Annotated in this window: 11 protein-coding genes; 3 read left to right on the forward strand and 8 right to left on the reverse strand. The window is 54.5% G+C overall.

The genetic code is table 11. The features are described from left to right. Positions 1–18: 18 nt before the first annotated feature. A complete protein-coding gene (locus tag JMJ04_RS26335) occupies positions 19–924 on the reverse strand; it encodes a LysR family transcriptional regulator (protein ID WP_201373393.1) in 906 nt (301 codons plus the stop codon). 155 nt (positions 925–1,079) lie between these two features. Here JMJ04_RS26335 and JMJ04_RS26340 point away from each other — a divergent pair, with 155 nt between their 5' ends. Further along, positions 1,080–2,327 (forward strand): MFS transporter, encoded by a 1,248-nt coding sequence (locus JMJ04_RS26340; protein ID WP_201373394.1) that lies wholly within the window; start codon positions 1,080–1,082, stop codon positions 2,325–2,327. Positions 2,328–2,526: 199 nt separating this feature from the next. Here the strand turns inward: JMJ04_RS26340 and JMJ04_RS26345 are convergent, their stop codons facing one another. Beyond that, positions 2,527–2,919 (reverse strand): MerR family transcriptional regulator, encoded by a 393-nt coding sequence (locus JMJ04_RS26345; RefSeq protein WP_201373395.1) that lies wholly within the window; start codon positions 2,917–2,919, stop codon positions 2,527–2,529. A gap of 167 nt (positions 2,920–3,086) precedes the next feature. Between JMJ04_RS26345 and JMJ04_RS26350 the strand changes: the two genes are divergently transcribed. Further along, positions 3,087–3,500: a PPOX class F420-dependent oxidoreductase gene (locus tag JMJ04_RS26350; protein WP_201373396.1), complete on the forward strand. Its 414-nt coding sequence runs from the start codon at positions 3,087–3,089 to the stop codon at positions 3,498–3,500. Positions 3,501–3,802: 302 nt separating this feature from the next. Here JMJ04_RS26350 and JMJ04_RS26355 read toward each other — a convergent pair whose 3' ends face one another. From JMJ04_RS26355 to JMJ04_RS26375, 5 genes are all read right to left on the reverse strand, one after another. After that, entirely contained in the window at positions 3,803–5,194 is a 1,392-nt protein-coding gene (locus JMJ04_RS26355; RefSeq protein ID WP_201373397.1) for a mercuric reductase, read from the reverse strand. 127 nt (positions 5,195–5,321) lie between these two features. After that, positions 5,322–6,143 carry an alpha/beta fold hydrolase gene (locus JMJ04_RS26360; protein ID WP_201373398.1) on the reverse strand — a complete coding sequence of 274 codons (822 nt, stop codon included), beginning with the start codon at positions 6,141–6,143 and terminating at the stop codon, positions 5,322–5,324. Between the two features lie 87 nt (positions 6,144–6,230). Next, positions 6,231–7,469, reverse strand: a complete 1,239-nt coding sequence (locus tag JMJ04_RS26365; protein WP_201373399.1) for a hypothetical protein — start codon at positions 7,467–7,469, stop codon at positions 6,231–6,233. A gap of 258 nt (positions 7,470–7,727) precedes the next feature. After that, positions 7,728–8,570 carry a PrsW family intramembrane metalloprotease gene (locus JMJ04_RS26370; protein WP_201373400.1) on the reverse strand — a complete coding sequence of 281 codons (843 nt, stop codon included), beginning with the start codon at positions 8,568–8,570 and terminating at the stop codon, positions 7,728–7,730. Between the two features lie 13 nt (positions 8,571–8,583). Then, on the reverse strand, positions 8,584–9,192 hold the full coding sequence (locus JMJ04_RS26375) for a hypothetical protein (protein WP_201373401.1): 609 nt from the start codon (positions 9,190–9,192) through the stop codon (positions 8,584–8,586). A 598-nt stretch (positions 9,193–9,790) separates the two neighbouring features. Here JMJ04_RS26375 and JMJ04_RS26380 point away from each other — a divergent pair. Then, the gene (locus tag JMJ04_RS26380) at positions 9,791–10,948 is read left to right on the forward strand and encodes a sigma-70 family RNA polymerase sigma factor (protein ID WP_201373402.1); all 1,158 of its coding nucleotides are present in this window, start codon (positions 9,791–9,793) and stop codon (positions 10,946–10,948) included. A gap of 91 nt (positions 10,949–11,039) precedes the next feature. On the opposite strand, the gene JMJ04_RS26385 is transcribed toward JMJ04_RS26380, so the two are convergent. After that, positions 11,040–12,068, reverse strand: a complete 1,029-nt coding sequence (locus JMJ04_RS26385) for an LLM class flavin-dependent oxidoreductase (RefSeq protein ID WP_201373403.1) — start codon at positions 12,066–12,068, stop codon at positions 11,040–11,042. Positions 12,069–12,602: the final 534 nt, after the last annotated feature.

Below are 12,602 nucleotides of genomic sequence, written 5' to 3' on the forward strand. Positions count from 1 at the left end.
TATGGTGTTTCGCCAGGGTCATTCAGGGTATAGAAACATGCGTCCCTCTTCGCGCAAAACGTCGATGAAATTCCGGGTCGCGTTTGAGAGGTGCTGCCTCTCGCGACTCAGACACACCAGGGCACTCTCGCGCGCGAAGGCGGGAAGGTCCTGCACAGGAAGCTCTACGAGGCGTCCGACAGCCAGGTCATCCGTGACGAGGGGGCGCGCCAGGAGCGCTACGCCAATGCCATGCACAACCAGGTCATGGGCGGTATGAATAGGCAGCGAGGTCAAAGCCTGCTCCGCGCCTATCAGATGTGTATGCCAGCTTTGCGTCTCCGTTTCCCAATCGACCTGCCAGTAAGGATTCCCCTCACGTACTACGTCCAGCGATGTGAGGCTCTCTCGTTGCGCCAGTGGATGGGCGGGATGGGCTACGACAACTAAAGGCTCGCGAAAGTGCAGAAGAGGCGTCAGACTGATCGGACTAAAGAGTGGCCAGTTCAACAGGCCAAGCTTGACCAGGTCATCGTACAACATCTCCAGAATTTGATCGCTGTGGTTCGTGTGAATATTGAGGTCGACCTGCGGATAGCTGGCGTTAAAGCGAGCTATGGCGGAGGAGACGAAACCCGTGGTCATGGCGGGCAAGGTCGCCAGCGAGACCCTTCCCCTGGCACCTTGCTTTGTCTGGCGCACAATCTCGGTTCCTGTCGCCAGGGCACTCAGGGCCTGCCTTGCATAGGGGAGAAAGCTTGTTCCCAGTTCCGTCAGTTCCAGTCGGGTACCACCACGCACAAAGAGTACGCCTCCCACGGCCTCCTCCAATGCCCGAATACGCAGGCTGATCGCTGGTTGCGAGATATCGAGCGCCCGCGCGGCCTTGCTAAAGCTCCCCTGGCGCGTCACCATGTCAAACGCCTGCAACTGATTGATCTCCATTGCCCTCCTCCCATAAATAAATTCAATAATGATTATATCAGCTATTATATTGCCTCATAGGCCATTATCGATTACTCTTATGCATACACGATGCATCCAGCGATGCAACCCTGGCCAGGGACAACAGCAACAGCAATGGAAAGAGAACGAACACGATGGATTTCTTGAAGGTTTTACGTACGCCGCACCTGGCTATTCTCTGGGGTGGGCAGATGCTTTCGGCGATTGGCGATCAATGTTTTAGCGTGGCGCTTATCTGGATTACGACCCGCCTCCTGGGCAGCACAGCCGGAGTCGTGAGCGCGCTGGGATCGTTGACGGTCCTCCTGTTTAGCCTGCCCAGTGGAACCCTGGCGGACCGTTGGCCACGACGCGAGACCATGATCTATACCGACCTGCTCCGAGCACTGCTAGCAGGTGCGCTTGCGCTCCTGGCGGTCAGCGGCATGCTTCAGATCTGGCAGCTCATCCTGCTGAGTATCGGCCTTGAGGCGCTGGGCACGCTCTTTGATCCCACGCTTATCGCCAGTCTGCCCCTCCTGACGCGTGATGGCAAACAACTCTATGCCGCCAATACCCTGATGGATGGCACGCAGAGGATGGCGCGCGTCCTGGGTCCGGGTCTCACTGGCCTACTACTTCTGCTCATCCCGCTAGCCCATTTCTTCACCCTGGACGCCATCAGCTTTACCCTCTCAGCCTTCAGTATTCTTCTGCTTGCCAGGCACTTCCCCGCCAGAAAAGCGAAAACAAGCGAGCAGAAGCCAGAAGCCAGGGGGCATATCTTTAGCGATATGCGGAGCGGGCTAGTCCAGTTACGCGCCCATCGCCCGCTGGCCTGGGCGCTTGGTAGCCTTGGCCTGAGCAATATTTCCTGGGCGGCCATCTTTCTCATAGGGGTACCCCTGCTGATCGCGCGCATGCCGGGCGCCAATGCTGGCACCTATGGCCTGGTCGTGGGGGCATACGGCGTCGGCAATGTGCTGAGCCTCTTCCTCACAAATCACCTCTCGCGCACACGCGACCTGCGCTGGATGTACGTTGGGCAAATCATTCTAGGACTGGGCTTCCTGCTTATCGGCGTAGCAACGACCCCCATTCTGGCCATGCTAGGCGCCGCCATCGCGGCCTTCGGCAGCCCAATGGGTGACCTGATTCTGGTGAACATCATACAGACCGACTTTCCCTCCACAGACATGGGAAAGATGTACAGCCTGCGCCGCCTCATCGCCGGGATTGGCCTGATGCTTGGTTCCGCGCTTGCCACGCCCCTCTTCGCCAGCCACCAGTATCTAGCCAGTGGAATCGCGCTCTGCTCCTGCTCCATCCTGCTCATCGCCATCATCAGCCTGGCCCACGAATGGCTCACCAAAACACCAAACAATCACTCCTCACTTCCATAGGCGCCCGATTTATCGCGTGTAAGGCGATTTATCGCAGGAATACGGAATATCGGGCTTCTTCCCATCAATATGTAATAGAAGAATCAAGAGGAAGCCCATCTTGCATAGACGCTACGCCGCCTATGCAAGATGGGGCTGAGATCATCACACGGCTGGCACCAACCTACCAGTCCCCTCCTGCTGGGCGGCTGCGTTTCCCTCAACTCTCGACAATAGTGGCTATTTCACCCTGAATCAGGTTCACCCTCACCATCAGGCGGGACTTAATGTTAGCGAGAGCCTGCATTTCAGCATCAATTGCCTGGATTTTCTTTGTGTAGAGATTCAGCACATTTTTTCCACATTCACCCGGTTTTACGTCTACATCTCTCCGCTTGCCCAAACTCTCGCAGGTAAAAAGCCTCCCAATTTCATCGGTGTTGAGACCCAGTCCCAGATATAATTGAATGGCCCGAATCTGTTCAATTACACTCTCGTCGTAATCGCGATACCCATTCTCCAGGCGAGCTGCCTTAATCAGTCCACGCGACTCATAATGGCGTAGAGAACGCATGCTCGCGCCTGTTAAACGCGATAGTTCACCAATGCGCATGTAGCAAATTCCTTCCCCTTGAAAAGAACTCTTTATTTCCCCCTTGACTATAACACTAATGGCATAGTTTATATTCTTCAACATAAAGGATTGGTGTTGCTGTTACTGGCTCAACCGGAACTAGTAAAGATCTCATGTTTCACGTTCTCGATAAAGAAAGGACATTTATGATGGCAACCAGGCTATCTGATAGAGCACGGGCGTTTCTCAACGAAAAGCATTTTGCGGTACTCAGCACCCTTAACAAAGATGGTAGCCCGCAACTGACAACAATGTGGTACATCCTCGATGAGGACGACAACATCATCATGAATACCCAGATCCATCTTCAGAAAGCGAGGAATATTCGCCGAGATCCCCGCATCGCAGTCTGCGTTGAGGACGGACCTCGCTATGTAACCATTCAAGGCACCATTCAGGTCCTCGAGGATCAGGCACTTATTCAGCGCGATTTAAAGCGTCTAGTGAACCGTTACGTCGAAGGCGAAGAGAACAGACAGCAATACATTGACACATTCTCCCAACAGCAACGCATCTCCCTCCGCCTCCCATGCGACAAAACGACCGAGTACTTCGCGTAGGGAATCTTGAAAGCTCGGTAATAACAACTATATTGCAAGAGCGGTAGAACCACATTATCCGATGAAGAGCCCAAAGAACTTAAGGGAAATGAGCTTAAACAATGAAGTCTTCACCACTTAATGTGGCTCTACCAGGAAACTTGAAGGCTTGTAGGAAAAGGGAGATGCTATGATGCATCTCCCTTTTTGGTTTATTGCCCAGGAAAGTGGGCGCGTTTGAGGTCGCATCTCGTTTCATGGGATAAATCGGCGCGCCGTACCCCCCCATTCGGAGGCACGGCGTGGCACCGATATTGCCTGTTCTATTGATCCAGTGTGGAGAAGAGGTTGTTGAGAGCCTCAGAGAGATTGGGGTGGGAGAAGATGCCATCGCGCAGGGCTGTATAGGGCAGTTTGCCCATCATGGCGATTTGCAGCATGGCCATGACCTCGCCACCCTCAAGGCCCAACACGGCCGCACCCAGGATTTGCTTCGTCTGGGGGTCGACGATGGCCTTCATAAAGCCACGCGACTCGTCGGTCTCCAGTGCGCGGGCGACGTAGCTCATGGGCATCTTCGCCACGCGGATATCAAGCCCCTGCTTGCGTGCCTCCTCTTCGCTCAGGCCGACACGCCCCAGTTGTGGGTCAATAAAGACGGTATAGGGCAGCAGGCGATCCTTGATGCTGGCGTTACCATTCTCGATCAGGTTGGTGCGCAGGATGCGGAAGTCGTCATAGGAAATGTGGGTAAAGGCCGGGCCGCCCTTGACATCGCCAATGGCGTAGATGCCCGAGACATTAGTCTCCAGTTTGTCATTGACCTGGATCAGGCCATGCTCATTAGCCTCGACATCCGTGGCTGCAAGATTGAGCTTATCTGTGTTGGGAACGCGGCCAGGGGCCAGCAGGAGGTGCGAGCCTACCAGGGTGCGCTCGCCCTCGGGCGTCTCGACTGTGAGATGGATCTTGCCGTTGGCGTCCTTCGCGACACGCTTGAGCTTCGTCTGCAAGAAGACCTCGACACCATCCTCGCGCAAGATCTTTGCCACCTCTTCGGCGACATCCTTATCTTCTCGCGAGAGAAGCCGCGCGCCGCGCTGTATCAGCGTGACCTGGCTGCCAAAGCGGCGGAACATCTGCCCAAACTCCAGACCGATATAGCCACCACCAATGATCAGCAGATGCTCAGGCACAGTATCCAGCTCCATGATGCTGGTCGAATTGAGCGTGGGAATGGTCTCTATGCCCTCCAGGGGCGGAATCGCTGGCCGCAGGCCGGTATTGATGATAATGGTCTCGGCCTCAATCTCGCGCACATCGCCATCGTTGAGGGTGACGCGCAGGCGCTTCGGCCCTGTGAACTCGCCCTCGCCCATGAGCAGGTCCACGCCGGAGGAGACCAGGCGCTTCTCGCTACCTGAGCGAAAGCTATCTACGATATCGCGCTTGCGCTTGCGCACGACCTCCATATCGATGTTTATGGGACCCGTTGAGACACCATAGTCGGCGCCTCGACGTGCCAGGTAGGCCACGCGGGCGCTGGCAACCATGGTTTTCGTTGGCGTACAGCCTTCATTGACACAGGTGCCACCCACATGTTCACGCTCGACCATGGCGACCTTCTTCCCGCTCTGTTCCAGGGCCGAGGCCAGCGGACCGCCTCCCTGGCCTGCGCCAATCACAATCGCATCATAGGTTTGTATCTCAGCCATCGCTTTCGCTCCTCATTTTTATAAGGAAGGGAATTTGTGGGGACACCCCACGCCCCAGCAGGAGGGTTTCCCTCCTGCACCTCCCCTCAATTTAGTGAATACTTCACCATACTGGTACACGAATTGGCTAACGGATATGATCCAGGTTGCGCAGAAATGCTTCGGCTTCCTGCCGCCAGACCTGAGGTTGACTCAGGTGAAGATCATGGTCCGCGTTAGCGATCTGGACATAGCGTGCATGAGGGAGCTGTTGAGCCATGGCACATAGCTTCTCTTGCGGAAGGAAGCTCTTTTCACCACCCACAAGCAGAGCAGGACATTGGATGCGCAGCCACTCATCCGTATAATCGTGTCCCCCCTGGTCGGCCACTGAGCTGATCATATCCTCGAAGTGGAACTGAGGCCAGAAGCCATCACTGCGCTCCTCAAGGATCTCCAGCCAGGTCTGAGCATAGAGAGTGTCACCACCAAAGTATGCTCTGGCATCGGCCAGCGAGGGGAAGGGGAGGGGCCAGCTATGCAGCCACTTGCGAATCTTCCCTTGCACATCAGGCTTATCGGGATCGGGGCTGACCGTGGCTTCAACCACAATCAAACCACACACAAGATCTGGCCGACGAGAGGCCACAAGATAAGCATTCTGCCCACCCATGGACTGCCCAATGAGCAACACCGGCTGAACCTGGAGCTGTTCAATAACGCTTATCACATCCTTGACATAGGCATCCCGTGAGTAGTCGTTTAAGCCCTTGTCGCTCATACCATGCCCGCGCTGATCCAGGGCGTAGACGTGATAGTGCTCTCTTAGCCAGCTCGCGCTCTCCCGCCATTCCAGCCCCCGTCCCGCGAGGCCATGCAGAAGCAATACTGGCGGACCATCCCCGCCAAAGTCCACACAACAGAGGCGTACACCTCCAACCTTCAGATAGCGCCGCATTTTAGTATTCATCTATGCCTCTTCCCTTAAATTGTATGGTCCCGACCGACGCGTGCTTTAGCAGCATCGTCCCACCACAGCGTCATCCCTCTTTGAATCCTATGCCTCGTCCTTGACGCGTTTGAGCCACTTGGTAGCAGTGCTGCGGGCACACCTCAACTCATCAACGATATCTGCCACTTTCAGATCAGGATTCTCCTGGTACATGTCCGCGATAAGCTTGCCGTAATCTGGCGTAAATGGTTGGGCACCACGAAACTTGAAATCAATCGCGCTCAGAGCCTCTGTTGTGCGCCCAGACTCATCTTCAAAGAGGTTCTGCTCGTTCAAGGAGGGGCGCGACTCACTTGTGGCCTCGTCTTTGGCCTTGCCAGCGGGCAGGGCAGGCGACTCCGCAGAGGGGAGGGCAACGGTGGCGACGGTACGCTCAATTGTCTCGCGTACCAGTTCAACGGTGACCTGGGAGAAGCGATTGAGCATCTCGTTGTTCATGGCCTGCATGGCTGCCAGGTTCTGCGCGTTCATCTCCTGCATGGCCTGGACCACCTGTGTGAGCTCGCTGGCCTGCGCGTTTTGCGCAGGCTGGACGCTCTCTACCGATGTCTCCACCTCGCTGACCTGTGCCTGCTGCTTCTCAAGCTGCTGCTGCCGATTCCCCACCGCGATCTGCATCCGCCAGCGCTCCATCGTGCGGTCAATAGCCATCAGGATCAGCAGGCAGGTCGCCAGGGCCGCGCGTTCATAGACAAAACTGGTTGAGTTGATGCCCAACATTTGCATGGCTTGCGCTATGGTTCCCGGCACATCGCGATGTTGTGTAAAGACAGCCCCAATGACGATTGAGACGTAAGCAAGGAAGGCCAGGAAAACAATATTAAAGGTCACAAGCACCCATTTGCCCACCGGATGCCCAACCATACGCGCCAGGTCGGGAACGCGCCCGATCACCAGCAGAATCTGGAAGTCAACGCCCAGGCCCATGATGAGAAGCCAGATATAGAAGAGGAAAGGTACATGGCCCAGGACCTCACCATTTGAGAGTACATCCATAAAGCCCAGGACCGAAGCGATTGCCAGCAGATACCCGAGCACCAGGTTGATAATTTTGTCGGCACGATGCGTCCATTCAATGGCCTGCTCATAGAAGCTTCCAGGCTCTGTCCGTGTCACATCAAACGCGTTGAGGGATGCCGCCTGGTCTTTCCTGGCTGTCTTAGCTAGCTGCCTGGCAAGTCTGGCCGCCTCGCGCTCCTCTCTACGCCTCGCCCAGCCACTCTTACCCACGCTAGAAGATGCCTGCGATTCCTGCTGCGAATTCTGCTCTATAGCTTGCTGCATACGCAATGAATCCCTTCAATATACCTGTGCTTATAATAACAAAAATACTTAATTTATAAGACTACAGCTACTTATTATACACACCATGGCAATAAAGCTCATAAGATAGGTGCCACATTGAACAGGGCTATTTCATTCTCTTCTGCTTCTCGCCTCGGTTTGCTACGCTCATCAGGGGAAAGGGGGTCTGAGTGGAAAAAGGCTTCGCCTTTTTCCACTCAGACCCCCTTTCCCCCTGAGCGCCGCAGGCGCGAAGGGCTACTTCTGCTCGGGCAGGCGTTCTTTCCCGGCGTGCTTGTAGACGACTACGAGTGCGCCGATGCCGAGGATGCTGATAATGAGGGTCGCGACCGAGATGGGGAAACCTGGGGGGACCACGAAGTAGAGCGAATGGGGCAGGCCATCCCAGGCCCCATGCAGCACCACGACGAAGGCAAAGACCAGGATGACGGGAATTGTGATACGAAAACGGTGGGGCGCGCTCTCATGGAAGAGGACGGCGCTCAGGATGGCGGTCCACGTGCCATGCCCAAAGGGCGCGATCAGGCCACGCAGGATCGTCTCTACGATAGACGCGCTAAAGCGTCCATGGCTGTAGATAAAGGCATTGAAGGCATAGCCCGTGCTCTCCAGGGCCGCGAAGCCCATGCCCACAGCCGCGCCAAGCAGCAAGCCATCAATGGGCGAGTCGTGGCGCATCTTACGCGCAATGAAGATCACAGCCAGGATTTTACATCCCTCTTCAATGAGACCAATCAATAAGCCACTGCGAAATGAGAGCTCCTGATCAGGGCTGGTCTGCGGTGGAAGCAATAGCGCCTCAAGTATCGACGCGCCCAGCACCCCAAGCACACCACCCAGGCAGAAGCTTTTGGCTATTTGCTCTGGCGAAAGCGATGTGATGTGCTGATGATCGTACAAAAAAGCGACAAAGACGACCGGAATGAGAAAGTTACCGATCACGATCACGGTGGGATAAAGGTTTGAGTTACTCGTCAAGGCCATAACTACCACAGTTAAAACGAATAGTAGAAAACCGAGAAAAAAGACCTGAAGCCAGCTACGCGATGGGCGACGAGGCGCCTGCCAGGTGCCTGACATAGATCACATCCTTTCATAGCCATGCCTCTTTTATAGGCACATCTTTGAGCGTTTTGCTCCCAGAAGCCTGATTTTTTGCCATCCAGACCTTTCCTGCTTGCGGAAGACCAATCACGACTGAGCCATCGGAGCAGCCATAATCGATGCGCTGATTATTTACCAGGCCGGTGGCACCTGTGAGGAAGGAGCAGAATGAGCCATTGGCAAGCACAAGCAGCCAGGCCTGAGTGTCTGGTCCTTTAAAAGCTTCCGCCCGAGGCAGAGGCTGATTCAGATTTACCCGAATACCTTTCTGCCCCGTAGCGGGATTGGGATTGCAGATGACCAGGCTTCCAGACTTGGACGCGACTGGTTCAAAGCATGGATCATAGATGATATTGCCGGTAGCACACCGCCAGGCATCACTGCGCGAGGCAGCCAGCGAGCCAATCCAACAATAACCCGACGCGGTGGCCTCTGCCGTTGAGGAGGGATAAAAGTAGGTCACGAGTGTAGGCTCAACACGCGCTACCGCCCTGGCAAGAGGCGTATACCCACCGAAGGAGAGTGCCCCCAGCAAAAGGGCCAGGCAGAGCACAACCAGGGACTTTCCTGAAGAAAGCCAGCGCTTACCTTGTATCATCAATCCTCCACTCCTTTCAAACAGGTGTGTTCACCACATCCAGGGGAGGTGCAGGAGGGTCTCCCTCCTGCCGGGGCGTGGGGTGTCCCCACACATTCCCCCACTTACCATTCTCAAACCAAGCAAACATCTATCTCTAATAAAGCATAAACACATGGAAAAATAAGTACTAAGGTAACGCTAAAGGAATAAAAATTGAAGTTCATAGTATAATATATAGGAGAAAACTTACCCATCGGCGGAGAGAGGGCGTCATTGTTGTCTAGAGGTGGAATAAATTTAACCCCACAGGTGTTTTCTACTATGCAAATGCTTATGTAAATGCTAAAAGCACCTATCCTTCCACCTGCTTATGCTACAGACATTTAGAAATTGTGTCGAGATTGTATCGCGCCCGACCTGTCTTCCTGGTACGAGGTGCACTTACGAACGATATGTACTTAAGGACTCCGCTATTCCTGCCGATATTTAGATGAAGACCGACCAACCTATAATCAATAGCTAAACTAGCAATAGCTAAGCCGTAATACACTGAGCGAAATGCACGCGCACACATTGCCTTATTTTATTGTGCGTTTATCAATATGGAGACCCGCCTATGGCAATGTTACTTCAAGATCATGAGAAGAATATGACACGTTTACTCCCTCTTCAGGAGTCTCCTTTTAGGACGAAACCAGGTGAGGAGGAGCACGATTTCGACCTGGACGAGGCCGAACTCCTTCACGAGGAGGACGCTTTGGATGAGGACGAAGAACAGGAAGAGGCTGAAGACACAACAGAGGAGCCTCTGCAAGAGGAAGAGCCTGTTCCTACATATACAGCGAAGTCTAGTCATCCCGCCGCCCTTATAGAGGCCGCGGGCGAGCCTGGAGATACCCTTGAGACCTACCTGCGCGAGATGGGTCGCGTTCCCCTGCTAACCAGCGAACAAGAGGTGCAACTGGCGCAGCAGATCGAGCGAGGCAAACTAGAACAGGAGCGCGCACGCCTGCTCAAGGTCCCACCAGAGCGTGCGATCATAGACTCGGCTCAGAATGCGCGCGACCGCCTGACTGAAGCCAACTTGCGCCTGGTCGTAAGCATTGCACGCAAGTACATGGGACGTGGCATGGCTTTAGCAGACCTCATTCAAGAGGGGAACGCGGGCCTGATGCTCGCCGTCGAAAAGTTTGATTATAGCAGAGGCTTTAAGTTCAGCACTTACGCCACCTGGTGGATTCGTCAGGCCATCAATCGCGCCATCGCGAACCAGGCCCGCACCATCCGCCTGCCGGTCCACTTTCACGAGGCCGTCAACCGCCTGCACCGCACCAGCTCTCAGCTCTTTCAAGAACTGGGACGCGAGCCAAGCGCCGAGGAGATCGCGGAGCGCATGCATATCAGCATAGATACCGTCTACGATATCCTGGAGGCAGGCAAGCAACCCATCAGCCTGGAGTCGCCTGTTGGTGACGATGGCGATAGCTCCCTGGGCGACTTCGTCGAGGACCAGGTCACAGCCTCGCCAGCCGACATCACTACGCGCAACATCCTCAGGGAGCAGATCGCGCATGTGCTCGACGAGCTGAACGAGCGTGAGCGTCACATCATCCAGTACCACTTTGGCTTCCTGGATGGCAAAGAGCACACCCTGGCCGAGATCGGCGAGAACCTACATCTCTCCCGCGAACGCGTACGCCAGATCGAAGCCAAAGCGCTCCGCAAGCTACGCCAATCCTACAACAGCCGTCAGCTCAAAGACTTCTTGAACTAAAGAGACAAGCACGAGCAAGGGCGGCCAGATACCAATATGAGTATCTGGCCGCCCTTGCTCGTGTGTCTGTCTGTACAGTTTCAACAAGAGTTCAGTTCGTTTGTCCGGTGAAATGAGGCAGGACTTCCTGGGCAATGAGCCGCATTGAGCGCGAGACAAGTGCTGGTGGCAGGCCGCCAAAGTCCGACCAGAACACGACATGACGAGGATCGATGTGTGCCTGGAATTGTGCAATCACCTCGATCAGATCGCTGGGCGTGCCAAACCAGAGGAGATTTTGATCCATTAGATGATGAATAACATGCATTATCTGTTCATGACTACCGGGATGCTGATGCTCCATATAACGGCGCAGCGCATCAACAGCTATATGGAGGGCTTCCGTGCTTGTGGGGGCCACAAACGTGTAGAGGATCAGCGGTAACTCATAGTGCTCGTTATCGCCGCCTGCTGCCAAATAATGGCTGCGATGGTCCTCGACCAGCTTCTGAGCGTCAGCAAAGCTCTTCGCGCTAATGTGGGGCAGGCTGATCACTGGTTGAGTTGCTCGACCCCGCATGGCAAATGAATCCCCCTTGATGGCGGAGAACCAGTGGCGTGGGACAGGCTGTTGCACTGGCGTGACGTTGAGCTTTGCATTCTCAAGCTGAAAATAGCGACCCTGAAACGTCACCTGTTCTCCACGCCAGAGTCGCTGAATGATTTCCCAACTCTCCTCAAAACGGCCAAAGCTCTCAGCCGCGTCCTGTCCCATGGCAGCATATTCGTGCGCGAAACTTCCGCGCCCAATGCCCAGGCCCAGGCGTCCCTGGCTGAGCAGATCAACCAGAGCGTAATCCTCGGCGAGTTGGAGCGGATGACGCAGGGAGAGGTTGGCGACGGCAGTATTCAGGCCGATCCGTTGTGTCAGCTTCGCAGCAGCAGCGAGCAAGATCGCAGGATTAGGGCAGGCCAGCAGTTGATCCGGTGTAAGATATCCATGATGCTCCCCGATCCAATAAGAGTCGAAGCCCAGTTCATCGGCGAGGACAATCTGCTCCAAAGTCTGCTGGTAGATCGCAACAGAGGTGCGCGCCTCGGTGTCATACACGTCGAGCAATGAGAAAAGACTAAAGCGCATTAGTGTTGTCCCTCTTTCGGCGGCATTTCGGTCAGGCAATGGCTAACCTCCACACAATAGTTCATTCCATGAACTGCTTTTAACTGAGCAATCATGCGCAGCTCCTTCTATTTCTAAATTGGTAACTTGGTAACTTGGCAACTTGGCAACTTGGCAACTTGGCAACTTGGCAACTTGATAAATTTAAGCTGTCAATGATTGTTCTTCTGAAGGCAGGGCTTGTGAATGACAGAGAGGAAAGGGGCTTCGATTTGCTATGTGGAGGAAATCAATTCACGTAAGTGCCTGATTTATCGCGCGAGGCGATTTGTCGCAATGATACGGCATAGCAGATTTTCTTGATTGAAAGGTGTATTTTGTCGTGTATGGAGTTTTATGACGTGCCGACGCTTCCACGAGAGAATCCAACACGGCAAAAAGACACCCGTTCTTCTGCATTACTGCGATAAATCGCCTTGTGCGCGATAAATCAGGCACTTATGATTTGGGGCTGCCGTCCCGGTATAGCGTGAGGATCAAGCAGAATTTCTTCAA

The organism is Ktedonobacter robiniae (assembly GCF_016587375.1).
GTDB classification, from domain to species: domain Bacteria; phylum Chloroflexota; class Ktedonobacteria; order Ktedonobacterales; family Ktedonobacteraceae; genus Ktedonobacter; species Ktedonobacter robiniae.

Coding starts and splice junctions, on each gene's coding strand:
- JMJ04_RS26360 (WP_201373398.1), bottom strand. CDS start 6,143: ATGAATACTAAAATGCGGCGCTATCTGAAGGTTGGAGGTGTACGCCTC.
- JMJ04_RS26365 (WP_201373399.1), bottom strand. CDS start 7,469: ATGCAGCAAGCTATAGAGCAGAATTCGCAGCAGGAATCGCAGGCATCT.
- JMJ04_RS26380 (WP_201373402.1), top strand. CDS start 9,791: ATGGCAATGTTACTTCAAGATCATGAGAAGAATATGACACGTTTACTC.
- JMJ04_RS26385 (WP_201373403.1), bottom strand. CDS start 12,068: ATGCGCTTTAGTCTTTTCTCATTGCTCGACGTGTATGACACCGAGGCG.
- JMJ04_RS26345 (WP_201373395.1), bottom strand. CDS start 2,919: ATGCGCATTGGTGAACTATCGCGTTTAACAGGCGCGAGCATGCGTTCT.
- JMJ04_RS26340 (WP_201373394.1), top strand. CDS start 1,080: ATGGATTTCTTGAAGGTTTTACGTACGCCGCACCTGGCTATTCTCTGG.
- JMJ04_RS26375 (WP_201373401.1), bottom strand. CDS start 9,192: ATGATACAAGGTAAGCGCTGGCTTTCTTCAGGAAAGTCCCTGGTTGTG.
- JMJ04_RS26355 (WP_201373397.1), bottom strand. CDS start 5,194: ATGGCTGAGATACAAACCTATGATGCGATTGTGATTGGCGCAGGCCAG.
- JMJ04_RS26335 (WP_201373393.1), bottom strand. CDS start 924: ATGGAGATCAATCAGTTGCAGGCGTTTGACATGGTGACGCGCCAGGGG.
- JMJ04_RS26370 (WP_201373400.1), bottom strand. CDS start 8,570: ATGTCAGGCACCTGGCAGGCGCCTCGTCGCCCATCGCGTAGCTGGCTT.
- JMJ04_RS26350 (WP_201373396.1), top strand. CDS start 3,087: ATGATGGCAACCAGGCTATCTGATAGAGCACGGGCGTTTCTCAACGAA.